Here is a 26,145-nt window from a genome sequence, read left to right on the forward strand (position 1 = left end):
AATTTAGATTAACTGTGCAAATTGATTGATTGGCTTATATCAACAAAATGAATAATAAAAGTGTCAAGTTGCGTATACATAGCACGATAAACGCGCTATGTACGACAACCTGTGAATTTATTCTTTATTTAGTCTTAAATACAATTAGTCAGTGATTTCTTTTTGTGATTCTGGCGCGCCTTGTTGTTGTAAGTCAACTTTACGCTCTGTTGCTTCTTCATCTTCTGTATCATGCATGTCGATTTCATTATCGTGTTCATCCATAATTTTAACGTCTAAACCTAAACTTTGTAATTCTTTCATCAATACGCGGAATGATTCTGGAACACTTGGTCTAGTGATATTTTCACCTTTAACAATAGCTTCGTATGTTTTCACACGACCTACTGTATCATCGGATTTATAAGTTAAGATTTCTTGTAATGTATAGGCAGCACCATATGCTTCAAGTGCCCATACCTCCATTTCACCGAAACGTTGTCCACCAAATTGTGCTTTACCACCAAGTGGTTGTTGTGTAACAAGTGAATATGGTCCAGTTGAACGCGCATGTAACTTGTCATCAACCATGTGCGCAAGTTTAAGCATGTACATTACACCAACTGAAATACGATTATCGAATGGTTCACCAGTACGACCATCATAAAGTACAGTTTTACCGTCTCTAGCCATGCCTGCTTCTTCAATAGTTGACCAAACATCATCATCGTTGGCACCATCAAATACTGGTGATGCAACATGAATACCTAAGTTTTTCGCAGCCATACCTAAATGTAATTCAAGTACTTGTCCAATGTTCATACGTGATGGCACACCTAATGGATTTAACATGATATCGATTGGCGTACCGTCTGGTAAATAAGGCATATCCTCTTCAGGAACAATTTTCGAAATTACACCTTTGTTACCGTGACGTCCACACATTTTATCACCAACGTGTATTTTACGTTTTTGAACGATATAAACACGTACCAATTGATTTACGCCTGGCGCAAGTGTGTCGTCTCCTTCTTCCCGATTGAAGACTTTAACATCTAGCACGATACCGCCTGCACCATGAGGTACACGTAATGAAGTATCACGAACTTCTCGTGCTTTTTCACCAAAGATTGCATGTAACAAACGCTCTTCAGCAGTTAATTCTGTGACACCTTTTGGCGTTACTTTACCAACTAAAATATCACCGTCGTTAACTTCGGCACCAACATAGACAATACCGCGATCATCTAAGTTTTTCAGTGCGTTATCCGAAACGTTTGGAATGTCTCTCGTAATTTCTTCAGGTCCTAATTTAGTATCACGTGCTTCAGATTCATATTCTTCAATATGGATTGAAGTGTAAACGTCATCTTTAACAAGACGTTCACTCATGATTACAGCATCCTCGTAGTTATAACCGTCCCAAGTCATGAAACCAACAACTACGTTTCTACCTAAGGCCATTTCACCTAATTCCATTGAAGGACCGTCAGCTAGGATTTCACCTTTTGTCACAACATTACCTTTTGCAATGATTGGACGTTGGTTATAACAAGTACCAGTATTAGAACGTTTGAATTTAGATAATGGATAACGATCTAATTCACCTTCGTATTCTTGACCATTTTCTTCAATCAAGCGACGAACTAGGATTTCATTAGATTCAACGTGCTCAACGCGACCTTTGTATTTTGCAATAACTGCAGCACCAGAGTCACGAGCAGCTACGTGTTCCATACCTGTACCTACGAAAGGTGATTCAGGGTTCATCAACGGTACTGCTTGACGTTGCATGTTCGCACCCATTAATGCACGGTTAGAGTCATCGTTTTCTAAGAAAGGAATACATGCCGTTGCAGCTGAAACTACTTGCTTAGGTGATACGTCCATGTAGTCCATTTTTTCTTTAGCCATAACTGTGTTATTACCGCGGAAACGACAAACAACTTCGTCATCTAAAAACTTACCATTTTCATCTAAGTTAGAGTTGGCTTGTGCTACCACATAGCTGTCCTCTTCATCAGCAGTTAGGTAATCAATTTGATCTGTAATTGAGTTTGTTGCTAAATCTACTTTACGGTACGGCGTTTCGATAAAGCCAAATTCATTTACACGTGCATAACTTGATAGTGAGTTAATTAAACCGATGTTTGGTCCCTCTGGTGTTTCGATAGGACACATACGGCCATAGTGAGAATAGTGTACGTCACGTACTTCCATTTGAGCACGTTCACGTGTTAAACCACCAGGTCCTAATGCTGATAAACGACGTTTATGTGTTAACTCAGCTAATGGGTTAGCTTGGTCCATGAATTGTGATAATTGTGAACTACCAAAGAATTCTTTGATAGATGCAATAACTGGACGAATGTTGATTAATTGTTGTGGTGTGATTGAGTCTGTATCTTGAATAGACATTCTTTCTCTAACCACACGTTCCATTCTTGATAAACCAATACGGAATTGGTTTTGTAATAATTCACCTACTGAACGTAGACGACGATTACCTAAATGGTCAATATCATCAGTAAAGCCAATACCACTTAATAAGTTAAAGAAGTATGACATAGATGCGATAATATCTGCTGGTGTAATACATTTAACTTCTGAATCAGGGAACGCGTTACCAATTACTGTAGTAGTACGTTCTTCTTCATCATTTGGTACATATACTTTGATTGATTGAATTTCAACTGGTTCATCAATTACTGTACCTTCTAATTCAAATACTTCACTATTTGCATTTGCTTCTAAAACATCCATGATTTCATCTAAGCTACGACGATCTAAAACTGTGCCTTCTTCAGCTACAATTTCACCTGTCTCAGCATTAACAATCGGTTCTGCTAATTTTTGATTAAACAGACGATGTTTTAAATGTAGTTTTTTGTTTGCTTTATAACGACCTACACTTGCTAAATCATATCGTTTTGGATCAAAGAAACGTGAATATAATAAGCTTTTAGCATTTTCTACTGTAGGTGGCTCGCCAGGACGTAAACGTTCATAAATTTCTAGTAAAGCTTGGTCTGTATTTTCAGTACCATCTTTTTCTAGTGTGTTACGTAAATATTCATTATCTCCTAATAGATCGATGATTTCTTGATCTGTAGAGAAACCTAAAGCACGTAATAACACAGTTAAAGGTAGCTTTCTAGTTCTGTCGATACGTACATATACAACATCTTTTGCATCTGTTTCATACTCTAACCATGCGCCACGGTTAGGAATGATAGTTGCATCATAGTTCGTACGACCATTTTTATCTAGTTTTTCGTTGAAGTAAACGGATGGTGAACGAACAAGTTGTGATACGATAACACGTTCTGCACCGTTAATCACAAATGTACCTGTATCTGTCATTAATGGGAAGTCTCCCATAAACACTTCTTGCTCTTTTACTTCGCCAGTCTCTTTAATAATAAGACGTACTTTCACTCGAAGTGGTGCAGCATACGTTGTATCACGGTTTTTCGATTCTTCTAAATCATATTTTGGTTCACCAAGTCTGTAATCTACAAACTCTAAAGACAGATTACCTGTGAAATCTTCAATCGGTGAAATATCACGGAACATTTCTAGTAACCCTTCTTTTAAGAACCACTCATATGATTTCGTTTGAATTTCGATTAAGTTCGGTAATTCTAATACTTCTGAAATTCTCGCATAATTTCTACGTTTACGATGTCTTCCATATTGGACAAATTGACCTGCCAAACAGATTCACCCCTCAAAAATTGTGTGTTTACTTTTGATAAATAACCAAATATAATAAGACAAAAAGAAAACGGTAGCACTCCTTATGACACCATTTTCTATTTACTATATTAGCAATATACATTGTTATTTTATACGTAAAAGTACACACTTATTGAACATAAATTTTTACATTCTATAACTATATCAGAATCAAGTATTTTAATCAAGCTTTACACTTCGCAAAATGTAATAGCCTTTACTTTTTTCTACTACTTCTACGTTTTCAAATACTTCTTGCATTTTCTTCTTCGCTGAAGGCATTCCTTGTTTTTTCTGAATAACAACATAGAGCGCGCCTTCTTGTTTCAACTTACTACTGGCGTCCGTTAGTATTTGATGCACCACAGTTTTTCCTGCTCTAATAGGTGGATTGGTTAACACAAAGTCAAACGTAGCGTCCTCTACTTGAGTTAAACCATCACTTTCTACAATTTCAACATTTTCGATGTGATTTTTTTGTTTGTTGCGCTTTGCTAATGCTAACGCACGCTGATTCACATCTACCATTGTAACCTGATGATGTGGTGCTACTTTAGCAACCATTAAGCCAATGGGCCCATAGCCACATCCAACATCAATTATATTTTTCGTAGGTCCAGGGGGATTTGCTTTCAAAAATGTTGTAACTAACAAGTCAGAACCAAAGTCTATCTTCCCTTTCGAAAAGACACCTGTATCTGTTGTTAGTTTTAAATTATGATTATCGTAGGAGTAGGTAAAAACAGTTTCATCACTTTCAACTTCAGGATTCGCATCATAATAGTGGCTCATGACTACACCTCATTTTAATCCACAAATTGCGGATTATGTATTATCTTAGCTAGTGCTCAGTTCAAATGATAACGTAGACCTTTAAAGATAATCAAAAGATAAAACCCCGTTATAGTGATAACGGGGTTTTCATTTCTCAAAAATCTCAGACTGCAAGTTGCTTACATATCACTTTGATAATGTAACTCTCGGCCTGCAATATAAAATTATTCATTAGTTAAGAGGCTAGAATTATTTTAATTCTACTGTAGCGCCTACTTCTTCTAATTGTGATTTAAGCTCTTCAGCATCTTCTTTAGATAAGCCTTCTTTAACTACTTTAGGAGCTCCGTCTACTAATTCTTTAGCATCTTTTAATCCTAAGCCAGTTGCTTCTTTAACAGCTTTAACAACTTTGATTTTAGATGAACCAGCTGAAGTTAACTCTACGTCAAATTCAGTTTGTTCAGCAGCTGCATCTGCGCCGCCTGCTGCACCTGCTTCTGCTACTGGAGCTGCTGCAGTTACACCAAATTCTTCTTCAATTGCTTTTACTAAGTCGTTTAATTCTAATACTGACATTTCTTTAATTGCTTCAATGATTTGTTCTTGATTAGCCATTTTAATATTCCTCCATTAAGTTAAGTTTTTTTATGCGCAATTATTCAGCGCTTTCTTCTTTTTCTTCACCAACAGCTTTAACTGCATATGCGAAGTTGCGGACTGGTGCTTGTAATACAGATAATAGCATTGATACAAGACCGTCGTGTGATGGTAGAGATCCAACTGTTTTAACTTCTTCAGCTGAGATAACGCTACCTTCCATAATACCTGTTTTAATTTCTAATGCTTCGTGTTCTTTAGCAAATCCTGCAAGTACTTTTGCTGGTGCAACGACATCTTCAGTAGATGTTGCAACAGCTGTAGGTCCTACTAAGAATTCATCTAATCCTTCGATACCAGCTTTTTCAGCAGCACGACGAACCATAGTGTTTTTGTAAACTTTGTACTCAACACCAGCTTCACGTAATTGTGAACGTAGTTCTGTCACTTCAGCTACACTTAAACCACGGTAGTCTACGATTACAGTAGATACTGAGTTTTTAAGTTGTTCAGCAATAGTATCAACTTGTTGTTGTTTTGCTTCAATGATAGCAGACATTTAGACACCTCCATACAATTTATTTTGGTGCTTTTAATTTTGAATAATACTCTAGCTTAAGAGTTAAAAGCATCACTCAATAAAAAAAGCACTTTCTACCCACGGCAAAAAGTGCTTGAAAGTTTCTTCACGTTCAAGTCAATTTTAGCCTCGGCAGGATGTAATTTTAAGTTAATGTATAACTCCTACTGTCTTAGGTAAAATAATCACATAAACCAATATAACTGGTTTATTGTAATATGTCAATATTTATTTATAGACTGAAAGGAATACTTTCAGTCTATTTATATTAGATATGATTTATTATAGTTTAAAGCCTGAAGTATCAACTTTAACGCCAGGACCCATTGTTGTAGTAATACCAACAGATTTGAAATAAGTCCCTTTAGCTGAAGATGGTTTAGCTTTTGCTAATACATCTTGTAAAGCTCTGAAGTTTTCAACTAATTTATCAGTATCAAATGAAGTTTTACCAATAGATGCATGTACAATACCAGCTTTTTCAGCGCGGTATTCTACTTTACCAGCTTTGATTTCTTCAACAGCTTTTTTCACATCCATAGTAACTGTACCTGTTTTAGGGTTTGGCATTAAACCTTTAGGTCCTAATACACGACCTAATTTACCAACTTCACCCATCATGTCTGGTGTTGCAACAACTACATCGAAGTCAAACCATCCTTGTTGGATTTTGTTTACGTAGTCGCCTTCGCCTACGTAATCAGCGCCTGCTGCTTCTGCTTCTGTTGCTTTGTCACCTTTAGCAAATACTAATACACGTTGTGATTTACCAGTACCGTTTGGTAGTACTACTGCACCACGGATTTGTTGGTCATTTTTACGTGTATCAATGCCTAAACGGAATGCTACTTCTACTGAAGCATCAAAGTTAGCGATGCTTGTTTCTTTAGCTAATGCGACAGCTTCTTCAACATCGTAATGTTTTTGGCGGTCTATTTTACTAGCTGCTTCTTGATACTTTTTACTTTTTTTAGCCATTTATTGTTCCTCCTTTAGTGGTTTTAGCGGAATTTCCTCCCACGTTTACTTGCCTGCGCAAGTTAAGAGCAGATAACAGTGAAGTGTGTATGGACTTTGGGAGACTTCCTCAACAGTTCTACTTCTTCATTTACGACAATGTTGAATACTGCGATCATGTTTGTCATCTCTGTCATCTGCTACTATCCGTCTATCTGTTTCATGTTAATTGTTATAATTATTCTACTGTGATACCCATACTACGTGCAGTACCTTCGATAATACGTATAGCTGCTTCTTCGTCTGCAGCGTTTAAGTCTTGCATTTTGCTGTTAGCAATTTCGCGTACTTGATCTTTAGTTACTGTAGCAACTTTGTTTTTATTAGGTTCGCCTGAACCTTTTTCAACGCCAGCTGCTTTTTTAAGTAGTACTGGAGCTGGTGGTGTTTTAGTAATAAATGTAAATGAACGATCTTCATAAACACTGATTTCCACCGGAATGATTAAACCTGCATCTTCTTGAGTACGTGCGTTGAATTCCTTACAGAATCCCATAATGTTCACACCTGCTTGACCTAATGCTGGACCAACTGGTGGTGCTGGGTTTGCTTTACCTGCAGGAATTTGTAATTTAACTACTTTTTCTACTTTTTTAGCCACGATGTGCACCTCCTTGATATCGTGATGTGGTCACAGGACTGAGTTTTGCCCTCCCACTCTTCTACATTTCGTGACGAAATGGAACGCTCTAAAGCGCGACCACAGTATTATACCATCAATCTATATTAGAAATCAATAGTAATTTTCCTTTTAATTATTATAATTTTTCTATTTGATCAAATTCTACTTCTACCGGAGTTTCTCTTCCAAACATGTCTACTAAAACTGTTAATTTGAATTTATCCGCTTCAATTTCTTGTACTTCACCAACTTGGTTAGCAAACGGACCAGATTTCACTCGTACTTGTTCACCTAAATCAACTTCAACATCTATCGTTTTTTCTTTCATGCCCATTTGTTTTAAGATAAAACGTACTTCATCAGGCAATAAAGGATTAGGTTTTGAGCCTGCGCCAGCAGAACCAACGAAACCAGTTACACCTGGCGTATTCCTTACAACATACCAAGATTCATCGGTCATCACTAATTCAACTAACACATATCCTGGGAATGTTTTTTTAGTTAGCTTTTTCGCTTTACCATCTTTAACTTGTGTTTCTTCCTCTTCTGGTATGACAACTCTAAAAATTTGTTCTGTCATATTCATAGATTCTACACGTTTTTCTAAATTCTTTTTAACTTTATTCTCATAACCAGAATAAGTATGCACTGCATACCAATGCTTTGCACTAACTTCTTCAGACATGTCGTCACTCCTCACTATTTAATTAATTCTATAAGTCTGCCAATTCCTAAGTCTAAGGCATAGAAGAAAGCTAGAAAGAAGATTACTGTAGCAACCACAATTACTGTGTACTTAAATAATTCTTCTTTAGTTGGCCAACTTGTCTTTTCCATTTCAGACTTTACGCCTTGAAAGAAACCATCTTTTTTAGCCATTATAAACCCTCCATCTCATTATACTCGAGTCATCCATTACTACTATGTTATCCGTTCGCGTTTGCAGCTACTTAATATGAAATACACTAACATTTATTTTGTTTCTTTATGCAGTGTATGTGTATTACACCTAGGGCAATATTTTTTCAATGTAAGTCTCGTAGTTGCATCGTTGTGTTTGGGTAAATTGTAATTTCGGCTGCCACATTCTTCACAATTCAACGGTACTTTTTTCAATAAACCTCACCTTATTCATTATAATACCAATCTACTATACATAAGTCATATAGCAATTGTCAAACATCAATACTATTGTAAAATGTATCACGTGTTGTCATATCACCATATTCAGTGTACTACATTTTATTGCCACCAGAGTAGTAAATAACGCTTAATTTTGCGTTTTGCTCTTTGAACCCCGTTATAGACTACTTTGTGCTCTATATTAAAACGCTGTGCAATAGAATGCGGTTTATAGCCATAAACAATATCAGTCATAATAGTACGTTCTAATATGGTCAATCGTTCGAAGCTCTGATTTAATATTGTTTTCAACTCATTACGTAATATAATCACTTCAATATTTTGCTGTTGTGTACGTGATTCATAATTCACACGAAACTCTTGCACTAATGCTTGCCGTTGCACATTTTGTAACGCGCGTCGTCGAAAGTAATCTGCTTTTGTTGTTTTCACTATTTTATTGATGTAATGTTCAATTGGTGTGTCTTGCTTAAAGTCAAAATGCGCTATATTGAGTAAAAGCTTCAGGATAATGTCTTGAAACAAATCATCTTTACTATCTTTAGTAATTGAGCTGCAATTTAAACTTGCTTTAATCTTAGGTGTGACCTGTGCAATGATGTGGTTTACTAATGTTTGATTATGTTCATTAGTGGCATGGGCTACAGATTGCTTTTTAGTTGTCATATGGTCTCTCATGATATGTTCCTTTCCGTTAGAATATTCATATCATACAAAGCGAGATCACTAAAAAGCAAGAGGGCAAAATTAGTCTTTCTTGTGGTTACCACGCCTAATTTTTTCGAATTCTTGCAATATCTCATTTGATAATGGGATACGTGTTCTTGGTTTAGTTTCATTGAAGCCATCTAATGACTTAGAAATAGTCGTTTCGTTTTCTTCTAAATCGCGCCACATTTCTCTCGATGAGATGCGATAGGCGCCTGTGCCAAAGATTGCATGTTGTTCACTCATGTCACTCGTTACTACTGTAATATGTGTCGTATGTTTATTATACAAATCGTAAACATACTTTTCGATGTAGCTATCAGCTGTTTCCTTTTCTTTCGTAAACACTGTTTTAACACCATGATACTCATACTCAGATTGCAAACCAGATTGGTCGTAAGCATCAAATACACAAATGACTTCATCAGCAACGACCGCACTGAAGTTTGCAATAGCAATCAATAATTGTTCACGAGCCTCTTCTAGATTTTCCTGTGCGAGTTTGCTTAACGTTTTAGATTGGCCAATCATATTATATCCATCTATGATTAAGTACCTTTCCTTCATTATGCATCTCCAATCTGATTCCGTTTACGATAAACTTCGTACATCAGTAAACTTGCTGCTACAGATGCATTCAAACTATTGACGTGTCCAACCATAGGAATCTTGATATAAAAATCACATTTATCTTTCACTAATCTACTCATACCTTGGCCTTCACTACCGATAACTAAAGCAAGTGGCATGCCAGCATCCAACTCACGATAATCGGTTGCGTTATCTGCTTCCGCTCCTGCTACCCAATAGCCATGTTCCTTTAACGACTCGATCGTTTGTGCTAAGTTTGTCACGCGCATAATCGGCACATGTTGGATAGCACCTGTACTTGCTTTTACAACTGTTTGTGTTAGAGCAACGGAACGACGTTTAGGTATAATAATCCCATCTACACCCGAAGCGTCAGCCGTACGAATAATCGATCCTAAATTATGTGGATCTTCTAACCCATCTAAAATCAACACTGTGGCTAAAGTATCTTTGTTGTCTTGTTGCGCTATAAAGTCATTAAAATCAGTATACTCATAAGGCGCTACTAATGCAGCGACACCTTGGTGTGGTGATTCTGACAAACCGTCTATCTTAGATTTAGGAACGGTTTGTACAATGATTTTCTCGTTTTTAGCTTTTTTTAATATCTCATTGATTTGTTGTTTTCTAATTCCATCTTGAATTAAAATTTTATTAATTGTATGGCCACTGGTAATAGCTTCTTTTACCGCATGTCGACCGACGATAACGATATCTTCCAACATGTCACTCCCTTTCATTTACACTTTCTACAATTGCCTCTAATAATGCTGTCAGACGCTCTTCTTGTGTGTCTAAATATAAAAAGCCAATGACTGCTTCCAAGCCTGAACTTTTCTTATATGTTTGTATATCTGTATTTTTAGCTTTAGTATAACTTTTAGCATTGCGTCCACGACGTACTATTTCTAATTCTTCATCTGTAAACCAAGTGTTCGCAATCAAATATTCTAGTGTTTGTGCTTGGCTTTTAGCAGAAACATATTGTTTTGCCACCTGATGTAAACGATTGGGCTTACTTTGTAATTTCAAAACGATATAGGTTCTAATGTGTTGATCTAACACAGCATCTCCCATATACGCTAATGTCAATGGGTTCAAAAGTTTAGGATTAGTATTAGCCACGTTTAAACCTCACACCTTGAGGCGTATCTTCAAGTATAATATTTTGTGCTTTTAAGTCATCACGAATTTCGTCTGCGCGTGCGAAATCTTTATTTTTTCTAGCAGCATCACGTTCTGCTATTAATGCTTCAACATCTTCATCTAATAATTCATCAGTTGAAGCACCTTCTAATGGCACGCCTAACACATCGCTAAAGATATGGAACACTTCTTTAAAACGTTCTAGTACCGCCAGTGAAGTGGTATTTTCCAATACAAATTTATTTGCTAATTTAACTAAATCGTACCATGCCGTGATAGCATTCGCGGTATTAAAATCGTCATTCATTACAGTTTCAAATTGTGTTAATATGCTATCAATTTGCTCTAAATAGTCACTTTGATCTGTTATATCTGTAGCAATTGCTGCACGCTCTAACACAGCATTATAACTATTACGTATACGCTCTAATCCACTTCTAGCTGCATTAACAAGTTCCATATTGTAATTAATTGGGCTACGATAATGTACGCTAATCATGAAGAAACGTAATACGTCAGGATCAATTTCTTTAATAATGTCATGTACTAACACAAAGTTACCTAACGATTTACTCATTTTTTCATTATCAATGTTAATAAAACCATTATGCATCCAATAATTCGCAAATGGTGCATGGTTGTGTGCTTCTGATTGCGCAATTTCATTTTCATGGTGTGGGAATTGTAAATCTGTCCCACCAGCATGAATATCAATTGTGGCACCTAATTCTTTATATGCCATTACAGAACATTCGATATGCCAACCTGGACGTCCCTCTCCAAATGGACTCTCCCAACTAATTTCACCGGGTTTTGCTTGTTTCCACAATGTAAAATCAAGTGCATCTTCTTTCTGTTCACCTTGCTCAATACGAGCACCTACTTTTAAATCATTGAGTGATTGATGACTTAATTTACCATAATCTTCAAACTTACGTGTTCTAAAATAAACATCGCCACCACTGACATAAGCATAACCTTCATCAACTAATTCTTGAATAAATTGAATAATGTCATCCATATGATTCATAACACGTGGATTCGACGTGGCTTTCTTAACATTCAATGCTGACGTATCTTCATAAAATGCTTCAATATAGCGATCAGCAATCGACTGTACTGATTCGTTCAATTCGTTTGAACGTTTAATGAGTTTATCGTCTACATCGGTAAAGTTAGATACATATTCTACCTCATAACCTTTGTATTCAAGGTATCTGCGTACTACATCATAGTTAATTGCTGGTCGAGCATTCCCTATATGAATATAGTTATAAACTGTAGGTCCACATACATACATCTTCACTTTACCCGGTTCAAGAGGCTCAAAAGTCTCCTTTTGGCGTGTTAATGTATTATATAATGTAATCATCTTGAATCTCTCCATTTCTTGTTTTTTCAAGTTGTTTCTCTAACTCTTTCATTTGCTCATAAATCGGGTCAGGTAAATTTAAATGATCGAATGTTTTACCGATACGTTTACCATCTTGTTTTACTATATGCCCTGGTATACCTACTACAGTTGAAAAACTTGGCACAGAAGTTAGTACTACAGAATTAGCACCAATATTTACATCTGAATGAATTTCAATATTACCTAGTACTTTAGCTCCCGCTGCAATCAGTACGTTATCTCCAATGTCTGGATGTCTTTTGCCTTTCTCTTTTCCAGTTCCGCCTAGTGTCACACCTTGATATATAGTTACATTATCTCCAATTCGACATGTCTCACCAATTACTACTCCCATGCCGTGATCGATAAATAAACGTCTCCCTATCTTTGCACCTGGATGTATTTCTATACCAGTAAAAAACCGCGTAATTTGTGATATTAATCTTGCAAGAACATATTTTTCCTTTTTATATAATGTGTGCGCAATGAGATGACTCCATACAGCATGTAAACCTGCGTATGATGTCACAACTTCAAACGTCGTTTTTGCTGCTGGGTCTTGTTCAAAAACCATATTTATATCATCTTTTACTCTTTTTAAAACTTTAAACAAGATTTTTTCCTCCCTACTAAAAAAGCACCTCTAACACAATATGCTAGAGGTGCTTTGGCACGGTCCCACTCTTCTTTATATATAAGTTTAATTTTGATATTTCATCCCAAAATTGCACTTATATACACTCATTTACATCATTTAATTGTTAGCAACAAAGGTGCATTCCATAGTATCAGTGATGTACTCGCAGCTCCCGTACACTCTCTGAACACTTTTACTACTTACTAATCCTTTGCATTGTCAATTCTTATCATAGGGGTTCTCGTACTGTATTTCAAGTTACTAAGTGCCACAGATTTATTTTACGTAATGTTGTAATCTTGTTAACACTTTATCTTTACCTAATACTTCAATTGTATTAGGTAATTCCGGGCCATGCATTTGCCCAGTAACCGCAACACGAATCGGCATAAATAATTGCTTACCTTTAATTCCTGTTTCTTTTTGTACTTCTTTAATTGTTTTTTTAATTTCTGTCGCTTCAAAGACTTCTAACGCTTCTAATTTGCTATATAAATGTTCCATCAATTCTGGCACTTGTTCTCCAGCAATGATTTCTTGTTCATCATCACCTAGTGCTTGCTCATCACGGAAGAATATTTCAGATAACGGAACAATTTCTCCAGCGTAACTCATTTCTTTTTGATATAACGCTACTAATTTACGTCCCCAATCTAGGTCTGCTTCTGTTGGTTGTTCTGGTAATAAGTTAGCTTTAATTAAATGAGGTAAAGCTAATTCAAATACTGTTTCAGTATCTTTTTGCTTCATATATTGGTTGTTTACCCAAGCTAATTTGTGTTTATCAAAGAAGGCAGGTGATTTAGATAAACGTTGTTCATCAAAAATCTTAATAAATTCTTCTTTAGAATAAATTTCTTCCTCGCCCTCTGGTGACCAACCTAGCAAAGTAATAAAGTTAAATAACGCTTCTGGTAAATAACCTAAATCACGATATTGTTCGATAAATTGTAAAATTTTACCATCACGCTTACTTAATTTTTTACGTTCTTCATTAACTATTAATGACATGTGCGCAAAACGTGGTACTTCCCAACCAAATGTTTCATAAATCATAATTTGTTTTGGTGTATTAGAAATGTGGTCATCGCCACGAATAACATCTGAAATTTCCATGTAATGATCATCAACTGCTACTGCAAAGTTATAAGTTGGCACGCCATCTTTCTTCACAATAACCCAGTCACCTATATTATTGGAATCAAATGAAATTTCACCTTTAACCATATCATCAAACTTAAATGTCGTATCTTTAGGTACTCTGAAACGAATTGATGGTTTACGACCTTCCGCTTCAAATTGTTGTCTTTCTTCTTCAGTTAAATGTGCGTGTTTTCCACCGTAACGTGGCATTTCATTGTTTGCTATCTGTTCTTCACGTTCAGCTTCTAATTCTTCTTCAGTCATATAACATTTATATGCTTTGTCTTCGTCTAATAATTGTTGAATTAATGGATTATAAATTTCTGCACGCTCTGATTGGCGGTATGGTCCATAGCCTTTATCTTTATCTACTGATTCATCCCAGTCAATGCCTAACCATTTTAAGTTATCAAATTGAGAAGATTCGCCATCTTCTAAATTACGTTTACTATCTGTATCTTCAATACGAATAATAAAGTCTCCATCATAATGTTTTGCAAATAAATAGTTAAATAAAGCTGTTCTAGCGTTACCTATATGCAAATAGCCCGTTGGACTAGGGGCATATCTAACTCTTACGCGATCACTCATTATGTTCACTCCTGTTTACCATTTTAATATTATCAATTAACATGCGTGCGTATTGACGGCACATCAAAAAAGTTGAAACATGCTGTAACAACTTATACTTGTTATACCTATACCCACACCATTAACTATGAATATGCTTTGTTATATTTTCTAATTAATGATACCATAGCTCAGCATATTTTGCTTATCACTTTTTTCTAATTTATAGATAATTATCGAAGTAATAGCTTACTTCGCCAATACATAGCTAAAGGCATTTTTCGCTATCTATTGTAGCACGATACAGTATAAATTGATAACACCATGCCTATATCTATGTATTAAAAAATCTATGTAACACCCTATCAATTACATGGCATTACATAGATTATAATTTATTATGCACTAATTTTTTTGGCGAAAATAATACGACCTGATGAAGTTTGTAATAAACTAATCACTTCTAAATCAATATGTTCTCCAATATGCTTTTTGGCATTGTCTACTACGACCATCGTACCGTCATCTAAGTAACCTACAGCTTGTCCACTTTCTTTGCCCATTTTCGTTAATAATAAGTTAAAACGGTCACCTTGATGGACAGTTGGCTTAATTGCTTCAGATAAGTCATTCACATTTAATGCCTGTATCCCTTGCACATGACATACTTTGTTCAAATTAAAATCAGTCGTGATAATATGACCTCTATAATGTTGAGCTAATTTAATGAGCATTGCATCAATATCACTATGTGATTTTGTAGGATGGATGATGCGTGTCGGATGATCCGTATCATAAAGTTCATTTAATATATCTAATCCACGTTGTCCTTTTTCTCGTTTCACACTATCATTGGCATCAGCAATAATTTGCAACTCATTTATAACGCCTTGTGGTATTAATATTTCACCGTCAATAAAACCACATTTTATAATATCAACAATACGACCATCGATAATGGCACTCGTATCAATAATTTTAGGTACTGCATTTCTAGCATTAATAGACATCGAACGCGCCATGTTTTCAGGTAAAAACAACAACATTTCATCTCGTTTTTTCAAGCCAAATTGGAAACCAAGATAACCTAATATAATAGTAATAATAATCGGTACAAAATGATTTAATACATTATTACCAATTATTTGGAAAATAAAAGAAATCATAACTGAAATTAATAGTCCTATCATTAGACCAATTGTGGCAAATAAGATTTCAATTGCACTTTGACGCATAATCGTTTGCTCAACTTCTCTTAAGCCTAAGGCGATTTTTCGTATAAACCACCCAAACAAAAGGAAGAAAATAACTATGCCTAATAGACCAGTAAAATAACTATTTTTTAATAGTGGATAATGACTTAGTCCTGTATCATTTATAATTTCTGGTATAAAATAGACGCCCAAACTTGCACCTAATATGACATAGCACAAGATTACAATGACTCTTATCATATTCAATAATACTTCCTTTCCATAGTGACTACATATCGGTGGCAGTACTATTCATTTTCCTTATTTATATTTATTGTTTCAATGCATATTTTAATGCATCATGAACGCTAGAAACACCGATAACTTGAATATTATCAGGGAAAGTCCAGCCTCCAATATTTGTTTCAGGGATAACAACCCTTTTAAAACCAAGCTTTGCAGCTTCTTGTACACGTTGTTCGATTCTGGATACACGACGTACTTCACCAGTAAGTCCAACTTCTCCGATGAAACAATCGAAACCATCAACAGCTAAATCTTTAAAACTAGAAGCCGTAGCCATTATAATTCCTAAGTCAACAGCAGGTTCTGTTAGACGTACACCACCAGCAACTTTAATATATGCATCTTGTTGTTGTAATAAAAAATTCTCTTTTTTCTCTAACACTGCCATCAATAAACTAAGCCTATTATGATCAATACCTGTCGCCATACGTCTCGGGTTATTAAAGGTCGTTGGTGTAACTAATGCTTGTACTTCAATCAATAGTGGTCTTGTCCCTTCCATCGTTGATACAATAGTTGAACCTGGCACATTCGTCGAACGCTCTTCTAAAAACATCTCTGAAGGGTTTTTGACACCTTTTAGTCCGCTTTGTTTCATTTCAAAAATTCCCATTTCATTGGTTGAACCAAAACGGTTTTTGACCGCACGTAAAATACGATAGGCATGATGTTCATCACCTTCAAAATACAACACTGTATCTACCATATGTTCCAATAATCGCGGTCCAGCAATTTGGCCTTCTTTAGTTACATGCCCTACAATAAAGGTCGCAATATTCATTTGTTTAGCAATATTCATCAAACTTTGCGTACTTTCTCTTACTTGTGACACAGAGCCAGGTGCCGAACTAATTTCAGGGTGGAATATCGTTTGAATCGAGTCTACTACAATCAAATCAGGTTGCATTTTTTTCACAGTCTCATGAATAATCTCTAAATCCGTTTCAGCAAATACATTTAATTGACTCGAATCTTCATCTAAACGTTCAGCTCTTAGCTTAGTTTGATTTAATGATTCTTCCCCCGTAATATAAAGTACATTATAGCTTTGTGATAACGCTGCACATATTTGTAACAATAGCGTTGATTTCCCAATTCCGGGATCACCACCAATAAGTACTAACGAACCACTGACTATGCCACCACCCAATACTCTGTTAAACTCTGTTGATTTACTTTCTATTCTAGGTGCCGTTTCATTATTAACTTCATTCAATTTCTGAACTTTTGATGCAGTATCCTTACTTCTCACGCCATGTTTTGGGCTTGAGGCTTGTTGCTCTATACTCTCTTCCATTTGGTTCCACGCACCACAATTTGGACATTTCCCCATCCATTTCGGAGACTGATACCCACATGCCAAACATTCAAATATCACTTTCTTTTTGGCCAAATTCGCACCTCCAACTTTACTTGAACAAATCTATTCTATACCTCTGTTGCTGTAAAAACAATTAAAATATCAAGTGATCCATAGGTTGATATCACCCTATTTAACTTACTAGTCAATCCTACATTGATTATTTCTTAAAGCTAACAGTTATTAATATGACATTTCCTATTCAATGTCACGCTTACACATTTTACTACTTTATCATATTCTGTCATAAATTGAGACACTATTATTATGCCAAAACAGTGACTGAATTAAGATACAGCAGAATGTTCACATAAAATGTACTATTAACTAAGTATCCTCGCCCTAATACCTAGTTTCATCACTAAAAACCGGACTTTTTCACCCTTGAAATTAGTTTATTCTTATAAGTCATTCAATGACTAAGTGTATATAGTTCAATGGTGAGCGCTACCTCACTATCACTATAAAAAAACCGACACAATCTTTAAGATTGTGCCGGCCAAACTAACGTTAGAAAGCTACTTATGATTCTGATGTTTCTGTTTGTTCTTGTTCTTTTGGTTCATTTGCTCTATCTTTGATGTCATATTTAAATTCTTTACCATCATGATCAATAACTACGTCTTTACCTTCGATTTTGTTACCATCTAAAATCAATTCACTTAAGTTATCTTCGACCGTTTTTTGAATAGCTCTGATTAATGGTCTAGCACCGTATTCTGGATCATAGCCTTCTTCAGCAATTTTTTCCTTCGCTGAATCAGTAACACTGATGCTAATGTCTTGTTCTGACAGACGATTTGTTAATTTGTTAACCATCATTGTAACAATTTCTTTCAATTCTTCTTTATTCAATTTGTGGAAGACAATAATGTCATCGACACGGTTTAAGAATTCTGGACGGAAGGCATTTTTCAATTCTTTTAACATTGTTTTACGAATTGTTTCATAATCTTGCCCTTCTTCTGCACCGCCAAAGCCAGCGAATCTTTGATCTTGTAATTCTTGTGCGCCAACGTTTGAAGTCATAATAATGACTGTGTTACGGAAATCTACGCGACGACCTTTAGTATCTGTTAAATGTCCGTCATCAAGGACTTGTAATAAAATATTAAAGACATCTGGATGTGCTTTTTCAATTTCATCAAATAGGATAACAGAATATGGTTTACGTCTAACTTTTTCTGTTAATTGTCCACCATCATCATGTCCAACATAGCCTGGAGGAGCTCCGACTAAACGACTCACAGCATGTTTCTCCATGAATTCACTCATGTCAACGCGAATCATTGCATCTTCTTCACCAAACATTGATTCTGCTAAAGCACGCGCTAATTCTGTTTTACCTACACCTGTAGGTCCTAAGAAAATAAAGCTACCAATTGGACGTTTAGGATCTTTCAAGCCAGCTCTAGCACGTCTTACTGCTTTACTGATAGAGTTAACCGCTTCTTTTTGGCCGATAACTCTGTCGTGCAACGTATCTTCTAAGTTAAGCAAGCGTTGTGATTCAGTTTCATTAATTTTAGTTAATGGAATACCTGTCCAACCAGCGATAACTTCTGCAATATCTTCTTCTGATAATGCTGTGTTTTCGCCATTTTGGGCATTTTTCCAGTTGTTTGTTGCTTCTTCATATTGTTTTTCTAATTTTGTTTGTTTATCGCGTAAATTAGCTGCATTTTCGAACTCTTGTGCATGTACAGCTGCATCCTTTTCATTTTTCACTTGTTCAATATGTTGTTCAATCTCTTTGAGATTTGGTGGTGTTGTATGACTTTTGAGTCGAACTTTTGAACTTGCTTCATCTATTAAGTCAATCGCTTTATCCGGTAAGAAACGATCTGATACATAACGATTACTTAATTGTACTGCCGCTTCAACTGCTCGGTCAGAAATGTTGATGCGGTGATGCGCTTCATAACGATCACGTAATCCTTTTAAGATTTCTACAGTATCTTCAACAGTTGGTTCATCTACTTGTACAGGTTGGAAACGACGTTCTAACGCTGCATCTTTTTCGATGTTTTTACGATACTCATCTAATGTAGTTGCACCAATACATTGTAATTCGCCTCTAGCTAAAGCTGGTTTCAAGATATTGGATGCATCAATAGCACCTTCTGCGCCACCTGCACCTACAAGTGTGTGTAACTCATCGATAAATAGAATGACATTACCTGCTTGATGAATTTCTTCCATAACTTTTTTCAAGCGTTCTTCAAATTCACCACGATATTTTGTACCAGCAACAACTGTACCCATGTCTAATGACATGACACGTTTATTTTTCAATGTTTCAGGTACTTCATTGTTAACAATTGCTTGAGCTAAGCCTTCAGCAATTGCAGTTTTACCTACACCTGGCTCACCAATAAGTACTGGATTATTTTTAGTACGTCTACTTAACACTTCAATGACACGTGTAATTTCTTGGTCTCTTCCTATAACTGGGTCTAATGTTCCATCTTTAGCAATGACAGTTAAGTCTCGTGCTAAACTATCTAATGTTGGCGTGTTATTAGATTTATTTGCCTGTGCATTTTTATTGTTCATTTCTGGACTACCTAAAGCTTTCACTACTTGTGCACGTGCTTTAGTTATATTTAAATCTAAGTTTGCAAATACACGCGCTGCAACACCTTCATTTTCACGAATAAGTCCTAATAAGATGTGCTCAGTACCTACAAAGTTATGGTGTAACTTACGCGCCTCATCCATAGATAATTCGATGACTTTTTTAGCTCTTGGTGTATAATGTAGTGCGCCCATTTGTTCTTGTCCATGTCCGATAAGTTTTTCCACTTCTTCGACTACTTTTTCTTCAGTAATTTCAAATGATTCTAGCACTTTGGCCGCAATACCTTCTGGTTCTTTCATTAAACCTAACAGTAAATGCTCAGTACCTATATTTGAATGATTTAAACGGATTGCTTCTTCTTGTGCATGTGCTAATACGCGCTGCGCACGTTCAGTTAATCTACCAAATAACATAAAACGAGACCTCCTATTTTATATATGTTCTCAAGATATCAGCTCTTTTTTCATTCACTGATTTTTCATCTTCATCATCTATTAAAAATGGTGACTGAATGGCAATCATCAGCTCATTGAACTTAAAATCTTCAAGTGTGATATATCCTAAATCTAACCCTAATTTAACTTCACTTAACCTAAATGAAGCTTCTTCCATTGATATCAGTCTACTATACTTTAAGATTCCTAACGAACGATATACTCTATCTTGTGTTTCAACGTAATTATGACGGTCTAACTGTTCTCTAATTTGTAATTCTTCATTAATAATTTGTTGTACTACTTCAGTTAAACTATCGATAATTTCGGCTTCTGTTTTACCTAACGTTAATTGATTAGATACTTGATAGATGTGCCCATATACTTGTGAACCTTCACCGTATATCCCTCGCATTGTAAATCCAAAGCGATTAATAGTCTGTGCAATACGATTCATCCTTTTCATAATGGATAATCCAGGTAAGTGTAGCATCACGCTAGCACGCATCCCTGTACCAATGTTTGTAGGACATGTTGTTAAATAACCTAAAGTTTCATCAAAACTGATGTCTAACTTAGCATCCAACTGATCATCAATTTGTGAAGCTTGTTCAAACAATGATTGTAGTGATAAATCATTGCCCATTGCTTGAATACGTAAGTGATCTTCTTCATTGACCATTAAACTTAATGATTCATCTTCATTTAATAACACTGCTGCCGCTGGTTGTTTAATTAATTCAGGGCTAATAAGATGTTTCGCAACGAGTTTAAATTTACTGCGTTGATCCATTTGATCTAAATGTTGTACAGCTAACTCGGGAAGCGCATCTTGAACTTCATTAACTACTCTATAACCTTCTTGTTCAGATGGAAACATTAACGGGTGCACGTGTTTTTCTAAATTTCGTGCCAATCTAATCCTTGATGACATAATAACTGGTGAATCAGTTCCTTCACGCATCCAATCACTCATATGTGCATTTAAGTCTTTATCACTCATCACGTGTCACCTCGCTATCTCTGTCTGCTTTTAATGCTTTGATTTCATCTCTGACAATAGCAGCTTCTTCAAAGTTTTGTTCTTCAATTAACTGTGTTAAATGGTTGGTTTTTTCTTCAATTTGTTTTTTTAACGCTAATTTTTTATGGGACGAATGAGGTGTTTTACCTGTGTGTTCAAATTGACCCCCTTGCACACGTCTTACAATATCTACAATATCTTCTTTAAATGTATCGTAACATTGTGCACAGCCAAACTTACCTACATGTGCGATATCACGTAAAGACATTTGACATGTTGGACAACGTTTAGCTTCTTTAATCGTAATTTCATCAAAATTGATACCGTGTTTAGCTGCTAAGTGTTGTAATATTTGTTTTACAACAAAGGCACCTTCTATATCATCTTGTTGTTCTACTTGACTATCTTGTGTCCAAGGGTTGTTCCCTTTAGCGCAAGTGGTACATACCCATTTTTCTTGAATACCGTCTTTTCCTTTTACTGCTACCTTAACTTCGGCTTCATTTAAATGACAATTCTCACACAACACGGTAATCACCTCGCTCTTTTAATAATAATTTATGATCGGTAATAGTCTTTTCATAATATTAGCTCTAATAATATCACGTGCTACTACATCCATTTTTAATGTTTCTCTATCTACTACTGCATTAATCATTTTAGCTTCTCTATCGCTAATATAACCTTTTTCTAATAAGCCATCTACAATATAGTACGCTTGTTGTTGAGATATTGAAGGACCAATAATTTGGAGTAGATGATTAATATATCCGCTTGCGTCATTATTTTCAATTTTTGTGATTCGAATATAGCCTCCACCACCTCGTTTACTTTCAATTTCATAACCATGTTTATTTGTAAAACGTGTTTTAATGACATAATTAAGTTGCGAAGGTACACAATCAAATTGTTGCGCTATATGTGCGCGCTGAATTTCTACAGCATCTTCATTGGAGTCTTCAAATAATTTTTTAATGTATTGCTCTATGATGTCAGACATATTGTGCATGATTATCACCTCTTTTTGACCTTCTTTGACTATATTATATGACCAACTTTGACCTTTTTCAACCAATATGATTTAAAAATTTTAAAAATCCATGTTACTTATATTACTTTTATTGTATTATAGATATTAAGAAAAAATTAAAGGGATGAAAAACAATATGCATATTATTATTGGCTTAATTGGTATCGTAGTATTTTTAGCACTAGCCGTTGTGTTTAGTTCAGACAGAAAAAATATACGTTGGAATTATGTCGGTTTGTTACTTGGGATACAGTTAGTTTTTGCTTTTATCTTACTTAAAACAAAATTTGGTATTACTGTTATTGGTGGTATTTCAAATGGTTTTAACTATCTATTAGCGCAAGCAGCAGAAGGGGTAAATTTTGTATTTGGAGGATTTGAATATATAGATCCTGAAAACCCTCCATTCTTCTTTAATGTTTTATTACCTATTGTGTTTATTTCAGCATTAATTGGTATCTTACAATATACAAAAATTTTACCATGGATTATTAATGTTCTAGGATTTCTTATTTCTAAAATCAATGGCATGGGACGCTTAGAATCATACAACGCAGTTGCCGCTGCTATTTTGGGACAATCAGAAGTTTTTATATCACTAAAAAAAGAATTAGCATACATACCTAAACAACGTTTATATACATTAACAGCTTCTGCTATGTCTACAGTATCAGCGTCTATCATTGGTGCGTACTTTGCATTAATCGAACCTAAATACGTTGTTACTGCAGTAGTCTTAAACTTATTCGGTGGTTTTATTATCGCTTCTATCATCAATCCATATCGTGTGGATGAAAAAGAGGATAAATTAATTGTGCAAGAAAGTGAAGCTTCAAAACAGTCATTCTTTGAAGTATTGGGAGAATACATCTTAGACGGATTTAAAGTTGCTGTAATCGTTGGTGCAATGTTAATAGGGTACATTGCTATAATCGCTTTACTTAACGGACTTGTTGCCGGTATCTTCTCAGGCTTGTCAGGTGGACAAATTGATTGGGACTTCCAAACAATTATCGGTTTTATCTTTGCGCCATTTGCATTTTTAGCTGGTATTCCTTGGAGCGATGCAGTACAATCTGGTTCTGTTATGGCAACAAAACTACTATCCAATGAATTTGTTGCGATGCAAAGTTTAAGTGAAGTTAAAGGTATGAGTGAGCATGCTAAAGGTATCGTTTCAGTTTTCTTAGTATCTTTCGCCAACTTCAGTTCAATCGGAATTATTTCCGGTGCAATTAAATCATTAAATAACGAAAAAGGTGACATGGTAGCCCGCTTTGGTTTGAAATTATTATTCGGTGCTACATTAGTTTCATTTATTTCATCAGCAATCGCAGGCTTCTTTATTTAGTGATACAATTTAAAATAGCTTAAATCAATTTTTTACAACAACAAACCTAACAAACACACTCATCGCCTAATATCGTTGAGTGTGTTTTCATTTTAAATAGTGTAGCATATTAAAATGTTGTCACTTGTAAATTTACATCTAAACATGTATCATTCAATAAGTAGGTGCATTTATTCATACCTATGAACAAGAAGTGCAGTATCAAATTTTAATTCAAAGGAAGTAACACAATTTATACAATGTAACACTCTAACTTACAGCTATAGTCCGTGTACTTTCGCTTTTGTTTTATAGCTATTAAGCACTACAATTAGTACTTTAAATTGACACAATACTCAAATACTGCACTGATTATTATATATTAAGGGGAGATGTTCCATGAAAATGGCTCATGACGTAATTAATTTTGATTCACGAGAAGATTTTGAAATTCAAGTACAAAGGGAATTGGAATTTTCATCCAAACGTAAAAAGAAAATAATTAAACAAGTGGCATCTTTAACATCTGTATTAGTTGCAGGAGCTACGACATCATTTGTTCTTTATAAAAAATATTCAGCAGCATAAAAAATGTAAGGACCTAGAACATATTGCAATGTTCTAGGTCCTTTTTTATTTATACTCTTCTAACATGTTATTTCACTATGATATAAAGTTTTGTATGGACTTAAATACATTTTGTCATACTTGGTGTGTTTGTTGTCCTTGCACAATATGGTCAATGAAATATTGTGTTACTCGGTAATCATCCGTCAATTCTGGATGGAAAGATACTCCTAAATACTGCCCTTCTTGTACCGCTACAATTTTCTCACCTACTGTACACAGTACGTTTACGCCTGCTTGCACTGATTCAATATGTGGTGCTCGAATAAACACACCCTCAATATCTTTAGCAATCCCACGAATATCCAATTCAGCTTCAAAGCTATCTACCTGACGCCCAAATGAATTACGTTGTACTGAAATGTTCAACTTGTTTAAATAACCACTTTCACCAACAATATCGTTAGCTAAGACAATTAAACCTGCACAAGTACCAAACATTGGCAATGTTGATTGTTGTAGTGCTTCTTTAAATCCATACAAGTCCATTAGACGACGCAATGTTGTCGACTCACCACCAGGTAGTATTAAACCGTCTATCTCATCTAATTGATCTACACGTTTTATGGCTACACCTTCATGTCCACTCAGTTCGATGTGACGAATATGTTCTCTAACTGCACCTTGTAATGCCAGTACGCCAATTTTCATATTACCAACCACGCTCTTGCATACGTTCTTCTAAAGAAAGTTGATTTATATCTAAACCTTTCATAGCAGTACCTAGCTCTTTTGATAAACGACCAATTAATTCATAATCTTGATAATGTGTTGTCGCTTGAACAATGGCTTTTGCGAATTTTTCAGGGTCTTCTGATTTAAAAATACCTGAACCAACAAAGACACCATCAGCGCCTAACTCCATCATTAAAGCAGCATCTTGAGGTGTTGCTACACCACCCGCTGCAAAGTTTACAACTGGTAAACGTCCATTGTCTTTAATTGATTTTAATACTTCATATGGTGCACCAATATTCTTAGCTTCAGTCATGATTTCATCATCATTCATTACAGTTAAACGACTTACTTCTGAATTAACTTGACGAATATGTCTAACTGCTTCCACTATATTACCAGTACCTGGTTCACCTTTAGTACGTAACATCGCAGAACCTTCACCAATACGGCGAGCTGCTTCTCCTAAGTTACGACAACCACAAACAAATGGTACTGTGAATTGATCTTTTAATAAATGATATTCTTCATCTGCAGGTGTTAACACTTCAGATTCATCAATGTAATCTACGCCCATTGATTCTAAAACACGTGCTTCTGTAATATGACCAATACGTGCTTTAGCCATTACAGGGATAGACACTGCTTCCATTACTTCTTCTACAATTTTTGGATTAGCCATTCGTGCTACGCCACCAGCAGCTCTAATATCAGAAGGCACACGTTCTAAAGCCATTACAGCAACTGCGCCTGCTTCTTCAGCAATTCTAGCTTGTTCTGCATTAACAACGTCCATAATAACGCCGCCTTTTTGCATTTCAGCCATTCCTCGTTTTACTCTATCTGATCCAGTAATTTTTGACATATTACTTACCCCTTTTCATAGTTGATTAAATTCATTTTAAGAGATAAACTGGTATTTAAAAAGGTACAATTCTCAATAA

The 26,145-nt window shown here is 35.5% G+C and carries 26 protein-coding genes and 1 other annotated feature; of the genes, 2 read left to right on the forward strand and 24 right to left on the reverse strand.

What is annotated here, in order from left to right; all coding sequences use genetic code 11:
* Positions 1-144: 144 nt before the first annotated feature.
* The 22 genes from rpoB to MUA37_RS11765 form a co-directional block, all read right to left on the reverse strand.
* Positions 145-3,696, reverse strand: a complete 3,552-nt coding sequence (rpoB, locus tag MUA37_RS11660; protein WP_103388464.1) for a DNA-directed RNA polymerase subunit beta — start codon at positions 3,694-3,696, stop codon at positions 145-147.
* 201 nt (positions 3,697-3,897) lie between these two features.
* The gene (locus MUA37_RS11665) at positions 3,898-4,509 is read right to left on the reverse strand and encodes a class I SAM-dependent methyltransferase (RefSeq protein WP_002509419.1); all 612 of its coding nucleotides are present in this window, start codon (positions 4,507-4,509) and stop codon (positions 3,898-3,900) included.
* A gap of 231 nt (positions 4,510-4,740) precedes the next feature.
* Positions 4,741-5,109, reverse strand: a complete 369-nt coding sequence (rplL, locus tag MUA37_RS11670; protein WP_262624629.1) for a 50S ribosomal protein L7/L12 — start codon at positions 5,107-5,109, stop codon at positions 4,741-4,743.
* Between the two features lie 40 nt (positions 5,110-5,149).
* Positions 5,150-5,650 carry a 50S ribosomal protein L10 gene (gene rplJ / locus MUA37_RS11675; protein WP_002509417.1) on the reverse strand — a complete coding sequence of 167 codons (501 nt, stop codon included), beginning with the start codon at positions 5,648-5,650 and terminating at the stop codon, positions 5,150-5,152.
* Between the two features lie 73 nt (positions 5,651-5,723).
* Positions 5,724-5,866: a sequence feature (ribosomal protein L10 leader region), on the reverse strand.
* Between the two features lie 87 nt (positions 5,867-5,953).
* Positions 5,954-6,649: a 50S ribosomal protein L1 gene (gene rplA, locus MUA37_RS11680; protein ID WP_002509416.1), complete on the reverse strand. Its 696-nt coding sequence runs from the start codon at positions 6,647-6,649 to the stop codon at positions 5,954-5,956.
* 217 nt (positions 6,650-6,866) lie between these two features.
* A complete protein-coding gene (rplK, locus tag MUA37_RS11685; RefSeq protein ID WP_002509415.1) occupies positions 6,867-7,289 on the reverse strand; it encodes a 50S ribosomal protein L11 in 423 nt (140 codons plus the stop codon).
* Between the two features lie 157 nt (positions 7,290-7,446).
* A complete protein-coding gene (gene nusG / locus MUA37_RS11690) occupies positions 7,447-7,995 on the reverse strand; it encodes a transcription termination/antitermination protein NusG (protein ID WP_002509414.1) in 549 nt (182 codons plus the stop codon).
* Positions 7,996-8,009: 14 nt separating this feature from the next.
* Complete coding sequence (secE, locus tag MUA37_RS11695; RefSeq protein WP_002509413.1) at positions 8,010-8,189, reverse strand: preprotein translocase subunit SecE; 180 nt, start codon at positions 8,187-8,189, stop codon at positions 8,010-8,012.
* A gap of 93 nt (positions 8,190-8,282) precedes the next feature.
* Positions 8,283-8,426, reverse strand: coding sequence for a 50S ribosomal protein L33 (gene rpmG / locus MUA37_RS11700; RefSeq protein WP_002509412.1), 144 nt, complete (start codon positions 8,424-8,426; stop codon positions 8,283-8,285).
* A 126-nt stretch (positions 8,427-8,552) separates the two neighbouring features.
* Positions 8,553-9,119, reverse strand: coding sequence for a sigma-70 family RNA polymerase sigma factor (locus MUA37_RS11705; protein WP_262624630.1), 567 nt, complete (start codon positions 9,117-9,119; stop codon positions 8,553-8,555).
* 81 nt (positions 9,120-9,200) lie between these two features.
* The gene (locus MUA37_RS11710) at positions 9,201-9,728 is read right to left on the reverse strand and encodes an NYN domain-containing protein (protein WP_002509410.1); all 528 of its coding nucleotides are present in this window, start codon (positions 9,726-9,728) and stop codon (positions 9,201-9,203) included.
* Positions 9,728-10,474 (reverse strand): 23S rRNA (guanosine(2251)-2'-O)-methyltransferase RlmB, encoded by a 747-nt coding sequence (gene rlmB / locus MUA37_RS11715; RefSeq protein ID WP_002509409.1) that lies wholly within the window; start codon positions 10,472-10,474, stop codon positions 9,728-9,730. Before rlmB ends, MUA37_RS11710 begins: the two co-directional genes overlap by 1 nt.
* Positions 10,475-10,478: 4 nt before the next feature.
* Positions 10,479-10,829, reverse strand: coding sequence for a Mini-ribonuclease 3 (locus MUA37_RS11720; RefSeq protein ID WP_083848125.1), 351 nt, complete (start codon positions 10,827-10,829; stop codon positions 10,479-10,481).
* A gap of 40 nt (positions 10,830-10,869) precedes the next feature.
* On the reverse strand, positions 10,870-12,270 hold the full coding sequence (gene cysS, locus MUA37_RS11725; RefSeq protein WP_002509407.1) for a cysteine--tRNA ligase: 1,401 nt from the start codon (positions 12,268-12,270) through the stop codon (positions 10,870-10,872).
* Positions 12,254-12,904 carry a serine O-acetyltransferase gene (gene cysE / locus MUA37_RS11730; RefSeq protein ID WP_002509406.1) on the reverse strand — a complete coding sequence of 217 codons (651 nt, stop codon included), beginning with the start codon at positions 12,902-12,904 and terminating at the stop codon, positions 12,254-12,256. Before cysE ends, cysS begins: the two co-directional genes overlap by 17 nt.
* A 300-nt stretch (positions 12,905-13,204) precedes the next feature.
* Entirely contained in the window at positions 13,205-14,662 is a 1,458-nt protein-coding gene (gene gltX, locus MUA37_RS11735) for a glutamate--tRNA ligase (protein ID WP_002509405.1), read from the reverse strand.
* 377 nt (positions 14,663-15,039) lie between these two features.
* Positions 15,040-16,101: a PIN/TRAM domain-containing protein gene (locus MUA37_RS11740; RefSeq protein ID WP_103388468.1), complete on the reverse strand. Its 1,062-nt coding sequence runs from the start codon at positions 16,099-16,101 to the stop codon at positions 15,040-15,042.
* 64 nt (positions 16,102-16,165) lie between these two features.
* Complete coding sequence (radA, locus tag MUA37_RS11745) at positions 16,166-17,533, reverse strand: DNA repair protein RadA (RefSeq protein ID WP_262624631.1); 1,368 nt, start codon at positions 17,531-17,533, stop codon at positions 16,166-16,168.
* A gap of 489 nt (positions 17,534-18,022) precedes the next feature.
* Positions 18,023-20,494 (reverse strand): ATP-dependent Clp protease ATP-binding subunit, encoded by a 2,472-nt coding sequence (locus MUA37_RS11750; protein WP_262624632.1) that lies wholly within the window; start codon positions 20,492-20,494, stop codon positions 18,023-18,025.
* Between the two features lie 13 nt (positions 20,495-20,507).
* Positions 20,508-21,518, reverse strand: coding sequence for a protein arginine kinase (locus MUA37_RS11755; RefSeq protein WP_142019895.1), 1,011 nt, complete (start codon positions 21,516-21,518; stop codon positions 20,508-20,510).
* Positions 21,511-22,068, reverse strand: coding sequence for a UvrB/UvrC motif-containing protein (locus MUA37_RS11760; protein ID WP_142019897.1), 558 nt, complete (start codon positions 22,066-22,068; stop codon positions 21,511-21,513). The genes MUA37_RS11755 and MUA37_RS11760 overlap by 8 nt, the downstream gene beginning before the upstream one ends.
* Before the next feature lie 18 nt (positions 22,069-22,086).
* Entirely contained in the window at positions 22,087-22,548 is a 462-nt protein-coding gene (locus MUA37_RS11765) for a CtsR family transcriptional regulator (RefSeq protein WP_107376800.1), read from the reverse strand.
* A 157-nt stretch (positions 22,549-22,705) separates the two neighbouring features.
* Between MUA37_RS11765 and MUA37_RS11770 the strand changes: the two genes are divergently transcribed.
* Together MUA37_RS11770 and MUA37_RS11775 are read left to right on the forward strand one after the other, a co-directional pair.
* Positions 22,706-23,920 (forward strand): NupC/NupG family nucleoside CNT transporter, encoded by a 1,215-nt coding sequence (locus MUA37_RS11770; RefSeq protein WP_262624633.1) that lies wholly within the window; start codon positions 22,706-22,708, stop codon positions 23,918-23,920.
* A 378-nt stretch (positions 23,921-24,298) separates the two neighbouring features.
* Positions 24,299-24,487 (forward strand): hypothetical protein, encoded by a 189-nt coding sequence (locus MUA37_RS11775; RefSeq protein WP_002509397.1) that lies wholly within the window; start codon positions 24,299-24,301, stop codon positions 24,485-24,487.
* Between the two features lie 114 nt (positions 24,488-24,601).
* Here the strand turns inward: MUA37_RS11775 and pdxT are convergent, their stop codons facing one another.
* Both pdxT and pdxS read right to left on the reverse strand, forming a co-directional pair.
* Positions 24,602-25,177, reverse strand: a complete 576-nt coding sequence (gene pdxT / locus MUA37_RS11780; protein ID WP_103388474.1) for a pyridoxal 5'-phosphate synthase glutaminase subunit PdxT — start codon at positions 25,175-25,177, stop codon at positions 24,602-24,604.
* A 1-nt stretch (position 25,178) separates the two neighbouring features.
* The gene (gene pdxS, locus MUA37_RS11785) at positions 25,179-26,066 is read right to left on the reverse strand and encodes a pyridoxal 5'-phosphate synthase lyase subunit PdxS (protein WP_002509395.1); all 888 of its coding nucleotides are present in this window, start codon (positions 26,064-26,066) and stop codon (positions 25,179-25,181) included.
* Positions 26,067-26,145: the final 79 nt, after the last annotated feature.

This window comes from Staphylococcus arlettae (genome assembly GCF_025560845.1).
Taxonomy (GTDB): Bacteria; Bacillota; Bacilli; order Staphylococcales; family Staphylococcaceae; genus Staphylococcus; species Staphylococcus arlettae.